The sequence below is a fragment of the Bacillus cereus group sp. BceL062 genome, from assembly GCF_051780025.1.
Lineage (GTDB): Bacteria > Bacillota > Bacilli > Bacillales > Bacillaceae_G > Bacillus_A > Bacillus_A toyonensis.
This window is the reverse complement of sequence record NZ_JBPWGY010000014.1, coordinates 176,184-201,573: the sequence shown is the minus strand read 5'-3', so window position 1 is coordinate 201,573 and position 25,390 is coordinate 176,184. Positions and strand designations below refer to the sequence as shown.

Here is a 25,390-nt window from a genome sequence, read left to right as displayed (position 1 = left end):
AATACGAAACGGATAAAGGCAAAATTAAAAATGAGCCCGGTGCAATACCGGACTCATTTGGATCAAGCTGCCTAATGAAATAACCGTGTCTAACTTTTAGGGGTCACTTCACATAAGGATGCTCGTTTTTACTTTTATGGGGGACTCTCGGGTCAATATCATCTCTTTCCAGAAAGTAAAAATTAAATCAGCTCATAAACAAGTTTTTTTTAATTTAATTCATAGATCTTACTGCAACTTGGAATTGTCCCTTAGAACCATCATCATTTGAAACGTAAATTTTATATGTTCCAATCGGTAATGGAGATAAAGCATTCCGTACATTTGTAACATTAATTTGTTGTTCTCCAGGTTTTATATAACCACCAACAATTAACTCCGTATTTGGGCCTTTTACACTATACCCCATTGTATTTTGGCCATTATTTTTCATAAAGAAGCTTAAATCAGTACTCCCATTATATACAAAAGAAGTGACAGCCTCTCCACTATAATCCATTGTTTGAGTTAATAATATGTCTGCAGGAACGTGTTCAACTATATTAATTGCATCATTCGTTTTGTGCACTTCTTCAGCATAAGTATTATTCCCTAACACACCAAGTGTTAATGCCGAAATCACTCCACAACTAAGCACTAGTTTATTTAACTTCATTTTAAGCTCCCCCTTGATGTTTGTATTCTATTACCATCATACATTCTTTTTTAAGTGCGTTTTTATGTAATAATTCATATCCTTAAATATACATATAATAACTTTACGTATTGATATTTATTAAGTAACTCACATAGATAAAGCTACAGTATTATGTTTTATAAAAAAGAACATGTTAATTTCAAAGGTTTTTTCACACAAAATGTATACGATTCATTACCACAATACTCGAGTGAACAGTGTTTTCATTTCAGATAAATTATATGAATAAAAAAATTTTAAATTTTCACTTTGTAATTCGGTAAATTCCATGTTAATATAACGAAAGCTACAAAATAATGGTCGTCATATATATTGTTTTCACAGAATATTCACACTCAGAAACCCATTATTTTACCAGTAATTCAATCCCAATTTTATCTATACAAAAGTTATTTTCTAATTTCATATGTACATAAATTCAAGTAGATTTTTTATCTATTATTTTTTCTATCTTCCTCATCAATTCTAATACGAGTAATATAATAACATTTTTTCAATTATCCTTCCTTTTTTAGATAGAAAGTCTACTAATACTAAACATCTAGGTCCAACTTATACATAATCCTACTTACAAACTATCGGAGATGCAAAACTATGGGAATTTCTACTCTCTTATTAAATACCTTTATTATAATAATTTGTATCCTTTGCTATCACGTATTTTGGCTAGAATTTAGAGAAAAAATAACATGTAATAATATGTTAATTTCTACTCTCTCCTCTATTGCTATTATTTTTTGTATGACTTTTCCTTTTCATTTACATGCTGGCTTTATTTATGATTTACGTTTTATTCCTATCATATTAGTTTTTCTGTATGGAAATACAAAAAACATTGTTCTTATAGGAATTTTATATCTTTCTTATCGCTTTTACTTAGGTGGAAATGGCGTTCTTCCATCATTTATTATCTTTACAATTATTTCTGGTATAACAATGCTCTTCCGTTACTTATTACCTATGCATTTTAAAGAAAAAAAGATATTATTAAGCTTACTCCTTATTTTAGTATGTACAGCTTCACTTTCTATCTGCGGTATTGTAACTCAAATAAATACAGGAGGTAAAATAGACGCTACTCTCATAGAATTTTTATTAAATTATATAATCATTAATATTTTCACAGTATTATTATCAGTTTATTTAATAGAGGGAATGATTGAGAAATATAAAATGAAAGAAAAACTGCAACGGGCTGAAAAATTTTATATAGCTAGTGAGCTAGCGGCGTCAATTGCACACGAAATCCACAATCCACTAACCACGGTACATGGATTCACTCAATTATTAAATGAAAAACATGCCTCTAAGCTATCTCAGGATCAGTACTTAGAAATCATGTTAATTGAAATGCAGCAAATACAATCTACTATCAATAACTATTTATCTTTAACCAAACCACAGAATACCCTAAAAGAGAAAATAGATATTAATTACATTTTAAATCAGGTGAAAGACACTATTTCACCACTCGCTCTATCATACAAAGTTGAAATAAAACAAAATAGTACAGATTCCTTTTATATAAATGGGGATCCCGAAAAATTCAGACTCTGTCTAAACAACATCATACAAAATGGAATTGAGGCTATGAAAAATGGTGGAGTTTTACAAATAAATATACAAAAAATAAAAGGAAATATTATAATTAACATTATTGATTCAGGTATTGGAATGTCATCTCAACAAATAAAACGAATTGCTTTGCCGTTTTATTCAACAACAGAAAAAGGGACTGGACTTGGTACTATGATTGCTTACAGTATTATTAAAGAATTAAACGGAGATATAGAGATAGAGAGTGAATTAGGTAAAGGGACACGTTTTTCTATTAGTATCCCCTGCTAATGTAATGAAAGTTATTTAGATGATAAAAATTTTCTACTTAACTTTTTAAATAAATGAATTTTAAAAATTCCGCTACCTTACGTATCAATTATCTTACTTTCAAATAATAAGGATCAGAGTTTATCTGTAAAAATAGACAAACTCTGATCCTTTAATTAAACGTACTTAAAATTCACTACTTTTCTTACATTTTGATGAACTAATAATTTTTCGATTTCATCTCATTTACTGTTCAGATCTGTTTAATTTAAATATAAAATCTCTCGACACTTAATTTGTTAATGTCATTAGAGTCATTGTCTACAGTTGTTTTTTCATTAAAAGCATAGATCTTTTTGCTATTCATCGAAAAAAACAAATTCCCTTTTACTACTTCACTTCTACCGTATAATTCCCTGTTCCCCCACCATACTGATACACATGTAAATAATATTTCCCTGGATACGTATAGTAGCTACCTACTAGTTGATTTCCTTGTTGCTGGGCATACGTAACATAATTATTTAAATCTGCTTCCGAATAAAGAACCCAGTTTACTCCAATATTATTTTCTTTCGTTACATTGATTTGAATGTTTTTAGCTGTTTCTACATTTATTTCAAAGAAATCACTTGTATCACCATTTCCTAAACTAGCACGTAAAATTTGATTCAACTGCAGTTTATTTGCTGTTTGGAATGAATTGTTTGGCTCTTTTTCTACACTGTTATCTTCTTTCTTTTTAACTGTCACACTCGTTGTAGCAGTATTAGTTGCTCCTTTATCGTCTGTTACTGTTAATTTCGCTGTATATGTTCCTTCTTTTGTATAAATGTGCGTTGAGTTTTGTTCATTACTTACAGTACCGTCTCCAAACTCCCATTTATAAGAAGCAATTTTTCCATCTTCATCTTTTGATCCATCGCTTTTAAAAGAGATTGCTTCGTTCACATTTCCGCTATACGGACCATTTATAACTGCGACCGGCGCTTTATTCACAGCTCCTTCTTCTGTATTCATACCATGGAACACAACATCATACTCAAATTGTCCTGATGCATTCACACGATAATTCACAAAATAAGCTGTTACTGTTTTATAGCCTGTCCATTCTTTTGCACTTAAACGTTTTAACGTATCATTCACCTTTTGTGTAATTGTTTTCCAGTCTTCATATTCTCCTTTTGCAGCAGTACCTGTATATGTTCCTTGTAGTGTAAATGTATTAAAGAACTGTGATTTATTTTTCTTTACAGATACATTTTTTACATTTGCTTCCGCCGTAATTTCTGCTGCAATATCTGAAACTGGTTTCGATGCGTGCGTTGCTAAATAATCATCTGATACTAACGGAACATTATATTTATCACGATTATCAACTAACATTTGCATATAGTCTTGATACTCTTTATTTAAATTCGCATCTTTACTTAACGCAGAGCGATATGCATCATATGCTGCCACATCATTTTTCCTAATAAGGTCATGAACTTTATCAAACATATCATACCTCTTATTGTACATGTACGATTGTAAAGCGAAGGAATAATTATAGAAATCCCACGTTCCATACTTTGCATTTAACGTTCGCTCGGCCGTATAACGCTCTGCTGGATTTGAAGATAATCCTCCTATAATGCTCTTTCTCGGTACAACATTATCCGTTCTCGTTGCTCCTGCAAAAAATTCAGCATTTCCTTCTTCAAACCAAGATAATCTTTCATTTTCATACATCTTACCTTGTCCCCATAGTCCTGGCACTTCATATCTACCTTGTAAATAATGCGTGAACTCATGTCGGAATAACTCTTCTAAACTATAAATACTTTCTTGTGGTGTACGTTCATAAGTAAAGAATGTACCTGTTCCTTCTATATAAAGACCACCATTATTCGTTTCATACCCGTACAATTGACGATTAAATTGATATTCTGCTGGACTATTATAAATAACCATCGTCAATACATCATCTGGATTCCCTTTTTCTAATGGCTGGTCACTTTCAACGGTACGATGGAATTGTGCCTTCACTTCTTTCGCTGCCCAATATAGACGTTTTACTTTTTCCTCAGTCACTTTATCTCCAGCTTTTAAAACAATTGCACCATCATCAAACGTATACGTTTTCGGTAAATATTTTTTCTTACCATCTTCTCGTATTTGATCTAAATTAACCATATTTCCATTTGCATCTTTTCCGCCATAATTTGTCGCGATTTGCTCAGCTGCTACGAAATATTGCTCCCCTAAGTACGGGTATATGTTCATCGCATCTGTTACAACTTGTAACCCTTTCGTCCCTGTACTATGGAACGTACCGAGTCTACCTGTATAATAAATGCCATTGTTAATAAGCCATCCGTTTTTCGCTGTAATCGTTCCCATTAATGCAAAACGACTTAGCTCATTAATATAACTATCTATTTTCTGATACCATACTGTATCTTTCGGTACTTTTCTCGTATCGTACAAATATGATTGAATATCGTAATCCACACCTTGCATAATATCGTAAATCGCATTTCCAGCTGAAAGATTATCTACCAATGTAGAAAAACTATCATTATATTGTTTAAAAATCTTCGCAGCCGATGTTATCGTTTCCACATCACTCGAAGCGTTTCCTATTAATTTTCCGTATGATGATACAACTCTATTTTGTTCTAATGTACCGAGCTTAAAATTCGGGTTGCTCGCAATCGTTTTTAATGCAGGTAAGCATTTATCATGATAGCTTCGTTCATTCAGTTTACTTAATTCTGTATTATAAAATCCTAAATAAAACCCGGATCGCAATACCTCTACTAATGTCTCAATCCCTTTTGAATCATCTTGCGTATAAGTTTGCCCTTGCTGCTTTAATTTATCAATAATCGCCTGCATCCTACTATCATTTTGATAGAATGCTAGACTGTCTTTATTAAACTGAAATAACTCCGTAATTTGCTCCCAGTCGATTGTTACAAGTAAATCTACTAATTGCTGATTGCTTAATTGATTTAATTCAGCAATTGTATAAGTTTTCGCTACAGCTAATTGTTTACTTTCTTTTTTTACTTCTGGCGGTCTTTGCGATAAATCAGCAAATTGTAGCCTTTTCTCAAAAGACTTATTTTCTAGCACTTTTGATGAATGAGCTAATTCTTGCACTGGCAATTGTACACCAACTGGCTCCATTTTGAGCACATTTCGATAAGAAACTTGCTCTTCCTTAGTATTTTCCGCCGATATGCTCCCTTGAAAACTCCCTAAAAGTAAACTAGCAAAACTTACCCCTACTAAAACTTTTTTTGAATAGCCTTTCATACTCTCCCCTACCTTACATTTTTTAGTGCCCTGCACTAATATCTTACTATTCTGACTATTTATTCTGTATTGAGAAAAAATAAGGTAACGTTCACATATGTATCCATTCATAGCAAAATTAACGCTTGACTCTCCATGCGATTTGTGTCAAAAAAAGGATAGATAATAGCGAAATTTCTGCTACATCTAACCTCTTTTTCAACGCTATGAATTTAACTTTACAAATGTTATTTCTGGTAATGTTTGTATATATTGAATGAATGCATTCTTTTCTTCAGGTGATATATTTTTCAGCTGCATTCCTACCTTATAAACTACACCTGTATCTTGCTGTAAAGATTCCACTTCATATGAAAGTATTGGAATACCTTTCATATGAAGCTTCTCTAATATTTGTTGTACCGTTTCATGTTTATTCATACAAATTTGCACTGTTATATTTTGCGGAAATAAAAATCGCACTTTAAAAATACGACTTACAATCTCTAACCCAATTAAAACGAGAATCGTAGCTCCAATCCCTACTACATACATACCCGCTCCAATTGCTAATCCAATTCCTGCTGTAGCCCATAAACCAGCCGCTGTCGTTAATCCTTTCACTACCTGTTTTTGAATAATAATTGTACCTGCACCTAAAAAACCTACTCCACTAACAACTTGCGCTGCAATACGACTTGGATCAAGGGACATATGATTTTCAAACATAATATCTGAAAAGGCATATTTCGAAACAACCATTATTAAAGCGCTCCCTACCGCTACGAGGAAATGAGTCTTTAATCCAGCTTCTTTTGATCGAATTTCCCTTTCAATACCAATCATTGCTCCTAATAAACCAGCAATACCAATTCGTAAAATAAAATCAATATGTAAGCTCACGAACACTTCCCCCTTTCATTCATTATAGATGGATAAAACAAAAATTATCACACACATCCATTTATCGATATAAAAACATTCCATCAAAATTCACTTACTATCCCAACGATTTTATGCTAATATTTTAAATATTAGCATAAACAAGATAACCTATTTCTCATACAAAAAAACCTTTAAGTTCAACACCTTACTTATCTTCAGTTAAAAATTGCATATGAAGTGCAAGAAATGAGGTTGAGAAAGTTAGAAAACGCTTTCATTTTCTACCTTGATTTTTGTGAAATAAAACATAAATAAAAGGAGCTTACTAGCAATGAATGTCTTTTTGATTACACCTACTACTGATTTACAAGAAGAATACTTAGATTTTTATAACGAATGGAAAGATAGCGGTGAAACGATGATTCCGTGGGTTATTTCAAAGGACCCTTCTAACTTTCCGGCTATGATTCAAGAATTACTCGATGCACATAACGGAGTAAACCTTCCTGAATCTTGGGTACCAGACTCTACGTATTGGCTCGTTACAGATGAAAATAAAATTGTAGGAGTTGTTAATATACGTCATAGTTTAACCGAACATTTATTTAACACTGGAGGTCATATCGGTTATGGCATTCGCCCTTCTGAAAGAAGAAAAGGTTATGCTACGAAGTTATTAGAGTTATCGCTAGAAAAAACGAAGGAATTAAACATCGAGAAAGTACTTGTCGTTTGTGACGAAGTGAATACAGGATCAGAAAAAACAATCTTGCATAACGGCGGGCTTCGTGGTGATGATTTCATTGAGGAAGATGGAAATATTGTAAGAAGGTATTGGATTGAACTATGAATAATTAAAAACAAGCCAGAAAGTGATTACACACTTCCTGGCTTGTTTTATGCTACTTCTATTTCAAACTGTACTGTAATACCACTTGGATCTACTACTGTAAATCCATTTGTAGTTTCATTTATTTCATGTTGTTTTTCTATTAATCTTTCTTTCACTTCATCTAACGCTTCTTTATGCGGTAGTACAATCGTATATACCTTTAGTCCAGTTGCATGTGCTGGTGGGTGCGGATTATTTACTCCGTTCCACGTATTTGCACCGATATGGTGATGATAGCCTCCTGCCGAAATAAATAAGCAATCCTCTTCACGCTGTTGTACCTCAAAGCCTACAGTCTTTACATAAAACTCATGTGACTTTTCTACATCAGCTATTCGTAAATGTACGTGTCCAACGACAGTATCAGCAGGCAAACCAGCAAACTCATAATCAACGAGCGTTGCCAATTCTTTTAAATCAAGTGGTGTACTTCCTCCTGGCCCTTCTCCCCATTGATCGCGCGGGCGGTCTGCATATATTTCAATCCCATTACCCTCTAAGTCTTGTAAATAAAACGCTTCGCTATACGTATGATCACTTGCACTATTAAACCTTGAAATTGGTAAAATTTCATTTGAATATGTATAACGCCCTTCTTGTTCAGCCGGGCTATCAATTACATTCTTATTACGAAGAACCCCAAATAGTGCCGAAGCAAAAGCTTCACGAGTCGGAACTAAAAAAGCAACATGATATATACCAGTCGTACGTGGTTCTTGCAGTGCCCCATTCTCCAACTTTTCAAGAATAAGCAGCGTATTCTTACCACCCTTTCCAGATAAATATGATTTATTCCCCTCTTGTTTAATTACTTCTAAGCCTACTACATTCTCATAAAAAGCAATTTGACGCTCTAAATCTTTCACTTTAAATGCAACATGACCAATACGTGTTTTCGGATGAATTTGTACCATGAATAACTCCATCTCCTTATCCCAATATTTTTCCATTACATATAACCGTTACTATGAAGAATACAACCAAAATCACCCTATGTAAATAAGAAAAGTCAGAATTTATACATATTTTTATTTTCTTAATAAAAAAGCCACCTCTTCTAACTTTCAGAAAAAGTGACTTTATAACTCTTATCTCATTTTATGTACTTCAGCAACTAACTTTCCGCCCTGAATGCCCATATAAAGCTTCACAGGTGCGTCGTTCGTGTTTTCAAATACTAAGTCTAAGTATGGATATGCAATTGTAGCATCTCTTCCTTGTGGCACATAACCTACTGTTTTAGAATGCGTCGTTCTCTCTACCATTTTCAAACCAGCTTGATCTGCTGCATTGTATAAAGTCGAAGATGTTTGACAAACACCTCCACCATATCCATCTACTAATTTACCATCTACAATTTCTTTTCCTAATTGATATCCTTTATCTGGCGTTGTATCACCGATTAATGCATTAAAAGAGAAGCGGTCTCCTTTTGCTAATACAACTCCATTTATGCTCGCCGCTGACAAACGAATATTCTCAATACGACCACCTGTTGATCCACCTAAATTCGTTTCATATCTACCAATTACCGTACCACTTCCTTGCGCATCACTTAATGTTGCCGTAGGCTTTTTCTCTGTGATTGGTAACTGATATGAAGAATCCCACATACCAACATTTAACAATTTATCTACTAATTCTTTTTCCATTAATTCATAAGAAGGTTTTCCTTCTTGCCAACTTCCATCAGGTGCTATACGTGATGGAACCATCTTTTTATCAACGGTTTTCCCAACCTCACTAGCAACCTTCGTTACCGATTTTTTAAATTTTGCTTCGTCTTCAAAATAGCCTAAACTAGACAAATCTATTTTTTTCACTTCAGTACCTGTTCGACTATCAACTAAACTAATAGAATCCTGCACTTCTGCTTTAGCAGCGACAGTGTGTCCACCAATATCACTTACTAATGCAACATCACTTACTTTTGTACCACAACCACTCACTACAGCTACGCATAGCACCCCAACTAAAATACCCTTTATTTTACGGAACAATATACTCTCTCCTTTTCCCCAACACTGCTTTTATGTATTATTTCATTTTTATGTATGTTTTGTTACAATCATTTTACAATATGTTTATAAAATGTTACAAGTTATTTTTTACTCTATTTAAATTACTCTTTTCTTTTGTAAATGTCTATACATATTTTTATGAAAATGTAAGTTTAGCAAATTTGTAACCTTTATGTAACCTCTCCCCTTCCATCCATTATATACCATTAAATAAATGAAAAACAAATGTAACAACTCCCTGTTCTTATTTATAAAAGTAAATCACGTAAATATAATTAGGTATTTGCCGTGCCACTGCTCCGCTTTTACACATACAGTATCGTGTATTTAACCTATTTTAAAGAAATGGAGGATGTTTTTATGTACCCCTACAATCCATATGATTCATATAACCAATACGGTTATCAGCCTCAATATGATTTACAAGCACAATACCAACAATATATAGATCAAACAGAACAAGTTAATCCATATGACCAAAATAGACAATTTCAACTTCCAATCTCTTTCCCTGGTACTGGAAACCGTCAACTAGAACGACGAGTAAATGAGCTTGAGCAAAGAGTACGTCAATTAGAAAATACTGTTGAGCGCCATACACGTAGACTAAATCGCTTAAACCAACGTTTACGTACAGTAGAAAACAGACTTAACATTCCATTTGCAGCGTTAGAAGACGGATTTTAATTTTGAAAATAAAAAATATATAAGGAAGGGTCTCCCCTTCCTTATATAAATTGACGAAAGTTTTCTCCATCTCTATACTGATAAGAGTTAACGAAATGAAACAAGGTGATAAATATGGATTTTGAAATAAATTTTCTTTCCTTTTATGTTGTACAAGTAGAAGGAAAAGGCGAAGCCGTTGATAAACGCTATAAACATTTTCAAACATTAGACGCTGAAGAATATGAAGATAGCTCTTTAAAAGAATTTTTGAATGGTGAATTATTAAAAATTTCAAAGCGAAAAGTAGAACGTCATGCCAAAACGGAACAAGCCCCAACAAAGATTGGGCGCTTTATTGTAGAAGAAGGACACGAACTCGATTCAAACCCTCATTACAACCTATTTAATCGTATTCGTTTTGCAGAAACAAAAGAAAACTTCAAAGATATGAGCGAGCCTCTCGTTTATACATATCTTGACACAAGCGCTGTTCGTGGTGGTGTATTTTTAATTGCTCAAGCAAAACTACGTAAATACTTTGATGACCCGTTCGTATTCGTTATGAAATGTGACTTTGAACCGAAAGTTGCCTCTATTTCAGATGAATCAACGCTTATTCGTAACGTCGAAATGGCCATCACAACGAAGAATATGAAATCTATCCAATATCCGTACATGCCTGAAGAAGGTATGGTCGAAGTGGGTGAGCTAAAAATTCACCAAGCATCACACGCCCGCTACTTTGAGGACTTCTTAAAATTCGTCGAATACGAGCGCTCTATGCCTGAAATTATGAAAACACAAGTAATGGACATGGTATATGACCAAATTGAAGATGTATTTGAAGAAGGTACGGAAGAACGCGAACAATTCGACCAAGCAATGGAAGTATGGGCTGCCAGTCCGAAGCGGGAGATTATGGAACAATTTTCAACCGAAGAAGTAATGGAAGCTACCGCTCAAATCGTCGAGCACGCCCCAGAAGTGGAATTAAAGCTAAAAGCAGATCATATCTCTGTGAAGGCCCTGCTTGCTGATTTCGGAGATCAAATACATATCGCGAAGGTAAATGACCGATACGTATTAATGATTGAGGCTGATACACTTACGTTTGAAAAAGGCTTCTCTCCTATTGAGTTTCTGAAGCCAGATGAGTTGCAAGATGTGATTGAGCGGATTGAGAATAAGCAACAGTTTTCATATAATCCGAACGGGGTTGAATAAAGAAAATCAAGTAACCAATAAACATGTTTTAAATAACAACTATGTGTCTACAAATGAGACCACACAATACTAAAAATTTCGATTCTAACATTGAATAAATGCTTCCCTATAACTATTTTTTTACTGAGCGCTATTAACAAAGCGCTCTTTTATTTTGGACTTACTTGACGTTTACTTTAAAAACCGACTCTACTAAGAATCGGTTTCTCTGCTTTATAACAAGATGTGCTTATGTATTAAATTTTTTTGACTTAAGATAAAATTTGTTGCAGTATCTAAATAAATTCGTTCCTTGTTGTACAAACACATTTCCAGTTGAAATATCCTTTTCAATATGTTCTTGTATACAACGTACTACAATTTTTTCACTTTTTACTAATAGACCCAGTCCTTCTATAAGTTTTTGATGTTTTCCTTATAGTCACTATATATGTTATTAAAATAAAAATTTCACTTTACTACCTCAAATTTATTGTACTCGTAAAAAGATAATTGAAAACGATATTCTGGATGCTCTCTCACCCAATCGTAGGCTTCTTCTAAAATATCCATTTTATTTTGTGGGTCATTAAGTTCACTGCATTCGTCCCTTTTCTGTTTGCACAGAGGGCAGAACCCATTCACTATCGTGGCACTCATCGCACTAATAGTTTTATTTTCTAAGTCAACTAATATATGAAGAATAAGAGAATGTTCTGCTGTTGTAGTCACCATCATTTCAGCAATCCTATTCTCATTCCAAAAGACACCGTTTAATTCCATCTTTACGTTAATATCTTTGATATCCAAATTTATCATCATCGCATCTCCCATATATATAACGCTTATCTTACTCTTCAATTTTAATCTTTAATTCACCGCGGTTTAAAGATATATTAAGCTTTTACTAACTCCTTTTTACTATAAGAGGAAGTGTAATAAAAATAAAAAGTGATGAGAATATAATATAAAAAATAAAACAGTTAAAATGTTAACGATTGCTTCCATTTAACTGTACCCTCTTTCATTTTTATGAGCTCTTATTTTATTAATATATTTTAAAATTCTTACGACGCCTTAATTTTCAAAGCAATTATAATAGCCAAATTACAACAACAAATTGATTCCTAATTAAATTTGAATACTTTACTCATCCGTCAATACGATGACTTTAAATTTATATAGCTAGAAATGGAAGAGAATGTCACCTAGACTGTGCATTCTCCTCCATCTCAGCCAAATATTTAAGCTGCCGCTCCGCTTTTCTCACCGCTGTAAGGAAATGTTTTTTCAGAAGTTCTACTGTATTTTCACTTATATAATACCTTTCCGTTATACTTTCCCACGTTTCACTACTTTCAAATGCACTCCACACAAATGGTCGTTCTGCATGTTTCTTCAGTTCTTTAAACACCCATTTTCGCATCTTTTTTTTCGCTTTTTCTGTTAGTTTTCCGTTCTTTACAAGTTCAAGCTCACCGTGTCTCTTGTATCGCTTATTAATATCTCTCTCGCTATATATTTTAAGAAGTATATTTGCTGTATTCTCAGCATCTGCTAAAGCGCGGTGCTGTTTCCCTTCCCACGTTAAGCCGAGCTGTTCTACTGCAAATTGCAAACTTGGTGTATGTTCAAACAATTCTTCATAAGCCTGGAAAATAAATTTTTGCAAATCAAATCTACTGTCTTTTTCCATACACGGGCATTCTAGGCCATGTAATGTACAATCATGGGATAGAAAATGATAATCTTCTTTTCCCCATGAAATAAATACAGAATCTTCTCCAATGAACTGAATAAATTTCTCTATAATTTGAGGGAATTTCTCTACACCAATTAAATCTTTCTTTGTAATTCCAGTTAATTTTGTTGTATGACGAGTTAATGGGGCACTTGGTTTTACTAACTCTGAAAATTCTCCAATAACCTTCATTGTACTCACATCTATTTTTACAGCTCCAATATCTACTATTTCTGACGGATCTTCTGATTTATACGGCCTAAAATTCCTTTCGATATCAAACACAATGAACCGTGTAGCGTTTTTCAATTTATTTACCTCTTTCTAAAATCCTTTTCACACACATACTTTATTTTCAGTATCTATTTATTCATACACTTTATGCATGAAATACCTCGTATAAAAAACAAAAATTCAGTCTTATTATCATATGTACATTGGAGGATATTCAATAAGAACGCAAAAAAAAGAAGGGCGAGCCCTTCTTTTTTTCAAAAATTACTTCTTGTTAACGTTAGTAGCTTGTGGTCCACGGTTACCTTGTTCTACTTCGAAAGTAACTTCTTGACCTTCTTCTAAAGTTTTGAAGCCGTCGCCTTGGATAGCTGAGAAATGAACGAATACGTCTTCTCCGCCTTCAACTTCGATGAAACCGAAACCTTTTTCTGAGTTAAACCATTTTACTTTACCGTTTTGCATGAAAAAAATCCTCCTACAATGTACCTATATGTACATATTCATTTTCAACCACCTTACAATAATAAACCAGACATTAAAAAACTGCAACCCCTGAGGAGATTTAACATTGCTATCCTCCTCGGAAGTTACAGCTCATTTAAATCTCTATATTATTAAAAGTAAAATGGTTTAAACATACTATATCATATCAATATAATAAAAGCAAAGTTTTTTTTGCTAAACAACTTTTTTCTTCCACTGCATCGCTTTTGATTCACCTGATCCAGCTACAACATAGCCTTCTTTTTGATTAACAATGCGCCAACCATGCCCTTTAACCGAGTCACATACTGTAACAATCCCTTCATTAAGATGCACACGGCAAACCGTGCTAACGCCCGCCTTATTTTGCGTTGAAGTCGTATATAGCACATGTTGATCTACACTTAAGTCTAAATAGCTACTAGCTTTCTGCTCACTTTGACATGTATGCCAATATAGTTTTTCATTCTCAATACTTTCATCTATTTTACAAAAAGAAATATTACCACCAATTCCTTTACACGATCCACTTGCTGCTACTAGATAAGAATTATGTAGAGTCAACGCAGAAATCATTTGATTCATCGCTATTTTAATTCTTTTTAATTTACGTTTCTCTAAATCAAAAAGCCAAACACCACCATATTTCGCATGTATTTTCGTACCAATAAATAAGTAATGTTTATATAAGAATAACGAACGAATAGACGGTGCATCACTGCCATAATCAAGAAATGGATGAATGGTCTCCCATGTAGAACCGAAATTATTAGAAAGATACAATGTTTTATCTCCATGAGCAATGACAGTTCCTTGTACATTACTACACACATTCCAACTCGTTGCTTTTGTTGGAAAACGCTGAATTGTCCAGTTCTCTCCACCATTCATGCTACGAATAAAAATCCCTTCGTCGCCTACACCATAAACTATATTATCTACGCTATGTAAATCCCGAATTCGTTTTTGAAAGCCATTTAAAATTTGTTTCCATTCTCCGTCTTGTTCAATAAATAAGCCATCATATGTAGTAGCTAACATAAGTTTTCCATCTCTTAATTTTGTAATAGCAGTTGCACTTAACATTGTCTCCACGTTGACACTCCCATTCTTAGAACTTCTCAGCAAATGCAATTGCAAAATTACTGCATTTTTCAATATCCTCTTCATCTTCTGGAGATAATTCAATTTTCAATCCTTCTTGTACAAGTTCTGCACCGCGTTCTACAAGACGTTCTTCAAATATCGTCACCGCTTCACAAAACAGTTCATATGCCGTATCACCTGATCCAAATACAGCTGCTTTTTTTCCTGACAAATCTATATTTTCTAAATCCTCGTGGAAATCTTCTGCCTCAAACGGCAATTCACCATCGCCCCACGTATAAGATCCTAAAATAATTCCATCATAAGCTAGCAATTCTTCAGCATCCATGCCTTCCATCTCTTGCAATACTACTTCATGATCAAAAGCATCCAAACTTACTTTTATTAAATCAGCAATACTCTCTGTATTTCCTGACATACTCGCATACGCAATTAAAATTTTCGCCACTTTGGCATCCCCCTCTTACAATGAATGATTCTCATTCTCATTATATTAATAATGAGAATCAATTTCAATTATATTTTTCATTTTTATTTATTCCATACAAAAAAGCACAGATGACTATACAATCACCTGTGCTTTTTTATTACTTTTTAAAAATACCAAATGGCTTTCCAACTGGTAAAACAACTTTTCCGAAGTGTGTATTTAACACTGCTGCGGCTGAACCATAGAAAGATAATAATGAAATACATAGTTCAGAATATGCTGCTAAATTATGCATTGCGTGCGGCATAACACCTAAAGTACTTAATGAAAGACCAATAAATAAGAAATCAATAAGTACGAAAATCATAAATAATACTTTATGTGTTTCCATTGCACCAATCGTCATAAAGATTGTGAAAATTAAATATCCGATAAAGGCTACACCAAGCTGTTTTGAATCTGCAGTTTGGGCTAATTTTTCGCCGAATACTCCAAGTTGAATTAACCAAGTCATTCCAACACCTAACCAAAACAGGCCGTACGCACCAAATGCTGTCGTACCGAACGTGTTGTTATGCTTTGCATCGTGAATGCATGCAAAGATTTGTGCAAATCCCCCTAAAAAGATTGCCCATGGTAATACAAGTGAAACGCCATCTGTTAAACCTAACTTTTGAGATGATGCTACAAGTGTTACCATTGCTAATCCAAATAGACCGATTCCAGATGGATCTGCTGTTGTCATTTTCACATGATGTGTAGTAGTTTGATTGCTCATATAAACCTCCTGATTATAAACATACTCGAATACAATACTTAAATCAGCAGGCTATGTCAATGGTTTTTTTTGTATGTTGTCAGACCTTACATCTTATAATAATCGAATATACTTTCGACCACTTCGTAAGGTTTTATATTCACATTTTTCAACTCATTTATCGGTATCCATAACGGAATATAACAACCTCTATCTTTCTGCTTAAACTCCTCACCTTTTCCGCTTCCGAATACTCCGTCCGTAATATAGGCTTCATAATAATATTCGGTACCTTTATACTTTATCTTTGTAATAAGGTGCTTTACTTCTATATGTACCCCTAATTCTTCGTATATCTCTCGCTTCGTTGCCTCTTCCGATGTTTCTCCTTCTTCTATTCCACCGCCTGGAAAAACGTAATATACTTCATCGTCTCGAACACGTTTTATTAGAGCAATTTTTCCATCCTGTACAATAATAGCCACGCCGCGATTTCTCATCATTTTATTACCTCAATACGAACCGCAACTGTTCCCCACTTTTCTTCTTGTTCTTTCGTATATATTTTGTATGTACTTTCTAACATTTCCTCTAAACTATCATTTTCACAATCCAATAACTTTTTATCAATTTGCTCGTACATTTCTTTAAAGCTTTCGTATCGCTTTACTTCCGTTACTTTTACAACCATCGTTTCTGCTGTCGTAAGGTTCGTAAATACAATTTCATCGCCTTGTTTTATAAGTTGACGTTTTTTATCGTATAAGCGTACTTCATATACCTTTTTTCCTGATTGAATTGACTGAAAAGGTTTATTATATAACCCCATTTCGTATCTCATCCACTCCACTCCCCTTTATTCATTTTCCCTACTAACATACTTACATCTTACTAATTCATACAACACAGTTCGCCTTACTCCACCTTGCATATAATGTTCCATATCCATTACTTGCTTTAGAGAGGATGCTAAATTTGTTATGTTATATTTAAATCAAAAACCTGAATATAGTAAATATGATATTGGTGATTATACTTATAGTAAAGTAGGTCCAACTATTTTTTCTTGGAATGATGAAACGAAATTGAAAATAGGTAATTTTTGTTCATTAGGAGAAGAAGTCGTTTTCATACTTGGCGGCGAGCATCGTGCTGATTGGATAACGACTTACCCATTTAATGCTCTCTTCGATGAAGGAGCACATATTACTGGTCATCCTTCATCAAAAGGTGATATCGTAGTCGGCAATGATGTATGGATTGGTTATCAATCCTGCGTTTTATCTGGTGTTACAATTGGTAACGGGGCCATTATCGGTGCAAAGAGTGTAGTTACAAAAGACGTACCTCCATATGCAATTGTAGCTGGGAACCCTGCCAAACTAGTTCGCTATCGTTTTTCACAAGAAACCATTGAAAAACTAGAAAAACTTGCATGGTGGGACTGGGATATTTCTGTCATAAAAGGAGCTATTCCATTTCTACTCTCCAACAAAACCAATGAATTTTTCACCTCACCCGAAAAAGAATCTACATGATTGATACACATAAAAAAGAGCATCCTATTCTTACAGGATGCTCTTTTGGTATTTATTTTTTATTTATTTGTAAGTGATTACATGGAGAACATTGAAATGGAATTTTATCTAAGCAATTAAAGTTCGTTTCGCAAATTTGTTCTATCGTTGGAACAAATGGGATGACTACCATGTTACTTTCTATTATTTGTGTAACAGGTGGCAATACTGTACCTACTTGATGTTCAAAGCGAATACTCGCTTGGTTAATATAATTTCCTGAACCACTTGGTGCGCTCTGAACTACTACTTGAAACGAAACTGTCCGCGCTTCACCCGGATTTAAATTTCCTATAAGAAACCCTGATACTGGACTTACATTTCGTAATGGAACACTATCGACTATTACGCTTCCAGGGATAAATCGAACACTACTATCTAACATGTCTTGAAAACGAATATTTTGCATGACAGTATCACCTGTATTTGTAATGACTGTCGTAAACGTAATGACATCTCCAATTGTTGCTGTTTGAAGATTTGCCGTTTTTACGACTGTCGTTGAGACATTTTGAGGGATAAACGGGATAACAACTGTATTACTATCACCTTCCACTACTACAGGTGGCTCATTCGGATTTACAGTTGCGAGCCCAGTCGCTGTAGCAGTATTTGTAACTAAATTATTTATTTGTCCTCCCGTTATTACAACTTGGAAATTAATAATTGCCGCATCATTTGGCTGAAAATCACCTAACGGAATACCCGTATTCGGATTGGCAAATGGAAGAGGTACATCATTTACCGTTACCGTGCCATTTATAAATAACGTATTTGGATCAATGATATCTGTTAAAACAATATTCGTCACAGGAACTGTACTATCATTTATGACGGCAATGCCGTAAGTGACAACATCTCCTACCATTGCTACTTCAAAGTTTGCTCCTTTTGCAACAAATAAAATTGCAGTATTTACCGTTACAATAACTGTATTACTCGTGTCCATCACTGTAACTGGCGGTTCACCTGGTACTAAAATATATTCTGCTGATGCTCCAGCAACGTTCACTACTGTACCACCATCTGGAAAACTCGTAATCGTAGCTTCATATGTTACAATCGCCGTCTCACCGACTGGAATGTCCAAAATCGTAAATCCAACCTGCGGATTTACTCCCGGACGCGCTACTCCATTTACCGTTACACTATTTGGTACAAAAACAGCTTCCGGAGATAGCACATCAATAAATTGAACATTCATTGCGTCAGTCGTACCAGTATTTAATATACGAACACGATACGTTACCGTTTCTCCTACTCCAACAATTGAATGATCTACTTCTTTCAGCATATCTAAACTGCCTCTATTTACTGGTGTGACTGTCGTATTACTTGAATTGGTAATTGTAAACGGTGGTTCTCCTGGAATCAATTCGAAATCACCAGTTACTCTCGCTGTATTCATAATGCTACTAGAAGGCGGAATTGAAATTACATTTACTTCAAATGTGATTAATACGCTATCCCCTACTGCAAGATCCGGTAATGAAAAGCCTACAAAAGGATCTAAACCTACTTGCGGAATCCCATTTATTTGTACACTTCCAGGAACAAATTCTAAACTAGGTGATGGAACATCGATAAACTGAACATTCGTCGCTGTTACCGTTCCCGTATTTGTAACTTGCACACTATACGTTAACGTATCTCCTAAACGTGTCGCTTCTTTATTTACAGATTTTATAATGCTGAAACGTCCTCTATTTATTCTTGTTATAGTCGTATTACTCGGATCTGTCACTATAACCGGTGGTTCTCCTGGCACTAAAGTAAAACTTCCTGTTATATTTGCAACGTTCGTAATTGTTCCTGATGACGGGATGGTTGTAACTGTCGCTTGAAACGTCACTATAACCGTTTCACCAACTGGTATATCTCCAACTCCAAAGCCAGTAATCGGATTTAAGTTTGGTTGCGAAACTCCATTTACCGTTACACTATTTGGTACAAATGACGCTCCTGCTGAAATCGTATCAACAAACTGAACATCGTTAGCTATTACTGTTCCTGTATTCGTTATTTGAACCGTATACGTTAATACATCTCCAACGAGAGTAGCCGCTCTATTTACTTGTTTAATAACATTAAATTGTCCTCTATTGACAGTTGTGAGTGTTGTATTGCTCGGTTGGTTTACTATAACTGGTGGTTCTCCTGGTACTAATACAAAGCTACCTGTTACATTTGCCGTATTGACAATTGTTCCGTTTGATGGAACACTAACAACTGTTACTTGGAATGTTACTTCTACACTTTCACCTGGATTTATATCTGGAAGCGGGAATCCATTATTCGGATTGAATCCAGGTTGTAACACACCGTCTATCGTTACACTGTTCGGCACGAATGCTATAGAGGAAGGTAATACATCACTATATTGAACATTCGTTGCTGTCACTGTCCCTGTATTTTGAACTACTGTTGTATAGGTGATTGTATCCCCTACTGCAACAATCGGCTGACTCACTGATTTTAATACATTCAAACCAGATTCATTTATTTCTGTTAATGTCGTGTTACTTGTCGTCGTTTCAGTAATAGGTGGTTCTGTTTCACTTACAGCAAATGTCGCGGTAACGTCTACAAAGTTAACAACTGTACCACCTTCTGGTATGCTCGTTACCGTCTCCTGATATGTGACAAGTACAAAATCATCTACAGGTATATCTGGAACTGTAAAACCAATGAAAGGATCTAATCCTGGTGCCGGTACCCCGTTTATGCTCACACTTCCTGGTACAAATGCTACACCCGCGGAAGTAGTATCTATAAATTGAACATTCGTCGCTGCCACTGTTCCAAAATTAAAAATCAATACATCATACGTTAAAATTTCTCCTACAGTCGCTACTTCTTTATCTACTAGTTTTAACGGAAAAATAAACGCTATATTAATTGTCGTAACGACTAAATTCGTTAATATCGTTTCCGTAATCGGTGGTTCCTGCGGATTCGGTTGTGAAGTAAATGTAACGTCAGCATCGTTTAATATGACTTCATTATCTGGAATCTCTGTAATTGTCACTTGGAATGTTACCGTAATACTTCCACCAGCAATTAATAATGGAGTAACAGTAAATCCTATTTCTGGATTTAAACCAAATTGCTGAACCCCACCTATCGTTACACTATTTTCGACAAATGTCGTTCCTTCCGGAATGACATCTTGGAAGAGTACATCTGTAACAGGTATAATTCCTACGTTCGTAATTAGCACGCTATACGTTAATACATCTCCAACAGCCCCAGTTGCAACGTCAACTGCTTTTGTTGCTGTTACTTCACCAGGAGGAGGTAACGGTATTGTAACTACTGTCGTATTACTTGAATTTGTCGTTGTTACAGGTGGTTGTAAAGGATTTAATAAGAAAGTGGCTGTAGCAGATGCCGTATTTAATACTGCTCCGCGTGGGGATGGCGTAACTACTGTAACTTGGAACGTTACTGTCACTGATGCCCCAGCTGCAATATTAGGAAGCGGGAAACCAATATTCGGATCTAAACCAAGCTGTGAAATTCCATTTATCGTCACACTGTTTGCGACAAATGCTGTTTCTGGAGCAATTGGATCGATGAAAGAAACATTCGTCGCTGGTACTGTGCCGTTATTTCGAATGACAACAGAATACGTATAAGTTTCTCCAAATGCCGCTTGTTGTACAGATGAAGATTTTTGTATATTTAACTGTGCTGTGTTTACTTGTGTCACGACAAAATTGCTATTCGTAACAGTCGTTATTGGAGGGTTTGCTGGATTTATAAGAAAACTTGCAGTAACGTTCGATTGGTTTCTAATATTTCCACCGCTCGGAACACTCGTCACTGTAACTTGAAACGTAATCGTAGCCGTTTGTCCGACCGGAATATTTGGTACTGGGAAACCTGCCATAGGATCCGCGCCTTGCTGAACAACTCCATTTATCGTCACACTATTTGCTACAAACGCAGTTCCAACAGGAATCGGATCTTGAAAAATAATATTCGTTGCAGGAACAGTTCCTGTATTTTGAATAAGGATCGTATACGTTAACGTATCTCCTATACCTGCTTGCGGTGTGTTTACACTCTTTATTACATTAATTGATCCTACATTCACTCGCGTCACAACAATATTACTAATCGTTACAATTGTAATCGGTGGCTGGAGAGGACTTACTTGAAAATCAGCAGTTACATTTGCATTATTCGGAAGAACCCTATTTGGTGGTACACTCGTGATCGTCACTTGAAAAGCAACTGTTACCATCCCTCCTACTGGAATATTAGCAAGTGGAAATCCAGTTGTTGGGTTTAAACCTGGCTGAGGCGTTCCATTTATTGTTACACTATTTGCTACAAACGTTGTTCCAGATGGAATTGGATCAAGGAATGATACATTTGTCGCTGCTACCGTTCCACTATTTTGTATACGAACTGTATACGTTAACGTATCTCCTACACCTGCTTCAGTAGCGCTTACACTCTTCATTACATTTAACCCTGAAGAATTCACGACTGTCATAACAGTATTACTTGGTACTGTTACAGTAATCGGTGGCTCTGTTGGATTTACAAGGAAATCTCCAGTTACATTCGCATTATTTACGACATTATTTCCTTGGGGAATTTCATCAATTAATACTTCAAACGTAACAATAACACTGGCGCCAGTAGGCAAATCATTTAATGGGAATCCAAGTTCTGGATCTGCCCCTTCTTGTAAAACACCATTCACAACTACACTATTTTCAATAAATAATGTCCCTTGCGGAATTGAATCTTGGAAAAATACATTTGTAGCTGGTACACTACCTGCATTTATAACTTCGATTGTATATACTAAAATATCTCCTACTGTTGCAACATTCGTATTCACTGCTTTCACAACTTCAAAGTTCCCTGATTGTACTGTCGTATTCACAACGTTACTCGGAACATTGATTGTTACTGGTGGTTCATTCGGATTCACTTGAAAGCTTGCTGTTACATTTGCTTGATTTAAAATATCTTCATTTTCTGGATCCTGTACAATTAATACGTCAAATGTGACTACAACTGTTTGAGCCGCAGGAATATTAGGAAGAGAAAATCCTGTATTCGGATTCAATCCACTTTGCGGTACTCCATTAATTGTTACAGAATTTGCAACGAAAGAAACAGCGGAAGAAATAGTGTCTTGGAAAAATACATTTGTTAACGGAACGTTCCCTGTATTTTGGACGGCAATCGTGTACGTTAAATTGTCTCCTACTGCTGCTTGCGTTGTATTCACTTCTTTTATTACATTTAAACCACCTGTATTAACTTGTGTCACTACAGTATTCGTTTGTCTATTAATCGCTACTGGCGGCTGATTTGGTTTCACGACGAAATTAGCCGATACATTTCCGCGATTCGCAATCGTACCTCCTGATGGTGTAGATGTCACTCGTACTTGAAAAGTCACTGTCCTACTTCCGCCGGGAGATATATTTGCTACCGCAAACCCAGTCGCTGGATTTGCCCCAGGTTGCGAAACCCCATCTACAGTCACACTATTTGCAATAAAAGTCGTTCCAATTGGGATTGGATCTTGAAAAACAACATTCGTCGCAAGTACATTTCCTGTATTCTCAATTGTAACGGTGTACGTAAGAACGTCATTCACTGTCGCAAAAGCTCTATCCACTGTTTTTCTCGTTCTTAGATCAGCTATATTAATAGTAGTAAATACAGTATTACTCGTCGCTTGACCTGAAATTGGTTGTTGACCTGGCACTGGGGTAAAGGTAAATGTTACACTCGCACGGTTCGGAATTGGATTGACAAGAGGGTTCGATGTCACTCGAACTTGAAAGCGCACTACAGTCGTTTGCGAAGCATTAATACTTCCGAGATTAATACTAGTTGATGGATTCGCTCCTGGACGTGCTACTCCGTTTACCGTAACGCTGTTTGCGACAAATGTTGTTCCTGCAGGGATACTATCAACAAAAATAACATTGTTTGCAGCAACATTCCCATTATTCGTCACACTAACTGTGTACGTTAATACATCATTAAGAGTTGCCGTCTGTAGATCTACAGATTTTTGCATACTTATAGTTGCTTGATTCACTGTCGTTTGTACTGTGTTTGAAGAAGACGTACTTGTAATAGGGGCACTACCGACAAAAGGACGGAATTGATATGACACCATTGCACGATTTGGAATAGGATTTGGGTTCGGGAACGATGTTATTCGAACTTGAAATGTAACAATTCTTTGCGTGTTATTTGGGATTGTACCTAAATTAATTCCATTCGCGGGATTCGCACTCGGTTGTGTTACTCCACCTACCGTTACACTACCTGCTACAAATGTCGTTCCGTTCGGAATACTATCTTGTAATACAACGTTTTCTGCACTTCCTGTTCCTGTATTCGGGACCGTAATCGTATAGGTGAGAGTATCCCCTACCCCTGCAACGCTTCTATTAACCGATTTAACAGGATTAATGATTGGACCTGTCGCATCAATTTGAACACCGAAACCAGCTGCAGCATATCCATCTCCATTTGTGACAAAGCGAACAGTTGCTGATGTTTGATTGTTTACTAAAGATGAGGAGGCATCTACATTCGTAATATCCCACCCCTGTCTTCGGACGGCCAAAGCTACCCCTAACGGCTGATTCAAATCTCCAAATGTACCGCTCGTATCTAAATTTCCACTGTCATTACAAATTTGTGACTGAAAGAAATTATTTGCAGGATTTCTCGGACCGAATAAAGCAACTGTATTATTTGCATTCGGACCAAAACGAAGTTGATCTCCAGAAATGTTAGAATCACCTTCTTGGGCAGTTACAAGTACCCTTCCTGTAACAGCTCCTGTTGCCGGAGTTGCAAATCCTGAAATAGTAGCATCAACTGGCGGGGATGAAGCATCGATAATTTCTTGACCTGCATATACTGACAAATTCCGAAGTGGTAAACTTGCATTTTGATACACAACCTCAAGCGTCCAGCCAGCTGAACGACTGATTGTTGGATCAGCTGAAGTTCTTGCAGCTGGCACGGCACCTGTTGTATATGTGCCTGCCCCACCTGCACTTACAAGATTCGTTACATTAGCAGAGCGAGCATAATAAAACTGGTTTCCTACTGAACCTTGCTGCGCTGTAGCAGGATCGGGCGTAACTGAAAAAGTTCCTGCTGGTGTTGTAAATGTAATATTATCATTTAAAAATGGTAAAACATCTTCCGTATCAGTCCGAAAAGTACCAGCCCAAACCAACTCTGCATACAAAATACTACTCCCTGCCGGAAGGTTTAAAATTGCACTTGAAGAATTCAATTGCCAGTCATCTGTTGTCCCTGCTGGGAATCCTGGTACTTGCAGCGCTGTATTTACTGTCGTAAATACAGCAAGTGTACCAAAAATATTACCTGGCGCAGGCGATGTAGGACTAAGTCCCAACGTATTCCCAGTGAACGTGACGGCACCAGTTACTGTCGTTGTAAAGCGATTTAAAAAAGGCACGTAATCATCTCATTTCATTTATAGTAAAAAGTGCTCTATACTATAAAATGTAGACAAACTATACAATGTACGTTGTCCAACAAAATTCCGCAC

19 protein-coding genes are annotated in these 25,390 nt (G+C 35.6%); 5 read left to right on the top strand and 14 right to left on the bottom strand.

Annotated features, from left to right (window positions below; translation table 11 throughout):
* Positions 1–214: 214 nt before the first annotated feature.
* On the bottom strand, positions 215–655 hold the full coding sequence (locus ACS2MN_RS26545) for a hypothetical protein (RefSeq protein WP_000773514.1): 441 nt from the start codon (positions 653–655) through the stop codon (positions 215–217).
* A gap of 636 nt (positions 656–1,291) precedes the next feature.
* On the opposite strand from ACS2MN_RS26545, the gene ACS2MN_RS26540 reads away from it, so the two are divergent.
* A complete protein-coding gene (locus tag ACS2MN_RS26540; protein ID WP_000513007.1) occupies positions 1,292–2,545 on the top strand; it encodes a sensor histidine kinase in 1,254 nt (417 codons plus the stop codon).
* Positions 2,546–2,914: 369 nt separating this feature from the next.
* Here the strand turns inward: ACS2MN_RS26540 and colA are convergent, their stop codons facing one another.
* The gene (gene colA / locus ACS2MN_RS26535) at positions 2,915–5,830 is read right to left on the bottom strand and encodes a collagenase ColA (protein WP_200203217.1); all 2,916 of its coding nucleotides are present in this window, start codon (positions 5,828–5,830) and stop codon (positions 2,915–2,917) included.
* Between the two features lie 204 nt (positions 5,831–6,034).
* The gene (locus ACS2MN_RS26530) at positions 6,035–6,712 is read right to left on the bottom strand and encodes an MgtC/SapB family protein (protein WP_000052096.1); all 678 of its coding nucleotides are present in this window, start codon (positions 6,710–6,712) and stop codon (positions 6,035–6,037) included.
* Between the two features lie 313 nt (positions 6,713–7,025).
* On the opposite strand from ACS2MN_RS26530, the gene ACS2MN_RS26525 reads away from it, so the two are divergent.
* Positions 7,026–7,544 carry a GNAT family N-acetyltransferase gene (locus ACS2MN_RS26525; RefSeq protein ID WP_001100447.1) on the top strand — a complete coding sequence of 173 codons (519 nt, stop codon included), beginning with the start codon at positions 7,026–7,028 and terminating at the stop codon, positions 7,542–7,544.
* A 47-nt stretch (positions 7,545–7,591) separates the two neighbouring features.
* On the opposite strand, the gene ACS2MN_RS26520 is transcribed toward ACS2MN_RS26525, so the two are convergent.
* A complete protein-coding gene (locus ACS2MN_RS26520; RefSeq protein ID WP_088055883.1) occupies positions 7,592–8,500 on the bottom strand; it encodes a VOC family protein in 909 nt (302 codons plus the stop codon).
* 174 nt (positions 8,501–8,674) lie between these two features.
* Complete coding sequence (locus ACS2MN_RS26515; protein ID WP_000488650.1) at positions 8,675–9,586, bottom strand: VanW family protein; 912 nt, start codon at positions 9,584–9,586, stop codon at positions 8,675–8,677.
* Positions 9,587–9,967: 381 nt separating this feature from the next.
* Between ACS2MN_RS26515 and ACS2MN_RS26510 the strand changes: the two genes are divergently transcribed.
* Entirely contained in the window at positions 9,968–10,294 is a 327-nt protein-coding gene (locus ACS2MN_RS26510) for a hypothetical protein (protein WP_000283717.1), read from the top strand.
* Between the two features lie 114 nt (positions 10,295–10,408).
* Positions 10,409–11,500 (top strand): DUF3900 domain-containing protein, encoded by a 1,092-nt coding sequence (locus ACS2MN_RS26505; protein ID WP_098954112.1) that lies wholly within the window; start codon positions 10,409–10,411, stop codon positions 11,498–11,500.
* A gap of 450 nt (positions 11,501–11,950) precedes the next feature.
* On the opposite strand, the gene ACS2MN_RS26500 is transcribed toward ACS2MN_RS26505, so the two are convergent.
* From ACS2MN_RS26500 to ACS2MN_RS26465, 8 genes are all read right to left on the bottom strand, one after another.
* Complete coding sequence (locus tag ACS2MN_RS26500; RefSeq protein WP_000609019.1) at positions 11,951–12,298, bottom strand: hypothetical protein; 348 nt, start codon at positions 12,296–12,298, stop codon at positions 11,951–11,953.
* A 385-nt stretch (positions 12,299–12,683) separates the two neighbouring features.
* Positions 12,684–13,529, bottom strand: coding sequence for an exonuclease (locus ACS2MN_RS26495; RefSeq protein WP_346994882.1), 846 nt, complete (start codon positions 13,527–13,529; stop codon positions 12,684–12,686).
* A gap of 189 nt (positions 13,530–13,718) precedes the next feature.
* Positions 13,719–13,919, bottom strand: a complete 201-nt coding sequence (gene cspB / locus ACS2MN_RS26490; RefSeq protein WP_001179148.1) for a cold shock-like protein CspB — start codon at positions 13,917–13,919, stop codon at positions 13,719–13,721.
* 216 nt (positions 13,920–14,135) lie between these two features.
* Positions 14,136–15,035, bottom strand: a complete 900-nt coding sequence (locus ACS2MN_RS26485) for a WD40/YVTN/BNR-like repeat-containing protein (RefSeq protein ID WP_000449501.1) — start codon at positions 15,033–15,035, stop codon at positions 14,136–14,138.
* Positions 15,036–15,051: 16 nt separating this feature from the next.
* Complete coding sequence (locus ACS2MN_RS26480; protein WP_001062761.1) at positions 15,052–15,495, bottom strand: flavodoxin; 444 nt, start codon at positions 15,493–15,495, stop codon at positions 15,052–15,054.
* A 139-nt stretch (positions 15,496–15,634) separates the two neighbouring features.
* A complete protein-coding gene (locus ACS2MN_RS26475) occupies positions 15,635–16,255 on the bottom strand; it encodes an acetate uptake transporter (protein ID WP_000070943.1) in 621 nt (206 codons plus the stop codon).
* Between the two features lie 86 nt (positions 16,256–16,341).
* Positions 16,342–16,737 carry an NUDIX hydrolase gene (locus tag ACS2MN_RS26470; protein WP_000986159.1) on the bottom strand — a complete coding sequence of 132 codons (396 nt, stop codon included), beginning with the start codon at positions 16,735–16,737 and terminating at the stop codon, positions 16,342–16,344.
* Positions 16,734–17,075, bottom strand: a complete 342-nt coding sequence (locus tag ACS2MN_RS26465) for an ASCH domain-containing protein (protein ID WP_001268354.1) — start codon at positions 17,073–17,075, stop codon at positions 16,734–16,736. Before ACS2MN_RS26465 ends, ACS2MN_RS26470 begins: the two co-directional genes overlap by 4 nt.
* A 139-nt stretch (positions 17,076–17,214) precedes the next feature.
* Here ACS2MN_RS26465 and ACS2MN_RS26460 point away from each other — a divergent pair, with 139 nt between their 5' ends.
* Entirely contained in the window at positions 17,215–17,772 is a 558-nt protein-coding gene (locus ACS2MN_RS26460; RefSeq protein ID WP_000966327.1) for a CatB-related O-acetyltransferase, read from the top strand.
* 52 nt (positions 17,773–17,824) lie between these two features.
* On the opposite strand, the gene ACS2MN_RS26455 is transcribed toward ACS2MN_RS26460, so the two are convergent.
* Complete coding sequence (locus ACS2MN_RS26455) at positions 17,825–25,297, bottom strand: DUF7507 domain-containing protein (protein ID WP_346994881.1); 7,473 nt, start codon at positions 25,295–25,297, stop codon at positions 17,825–17,827.
* Positions 25,298–25,390: the final 93 nt, after the last annotated feature.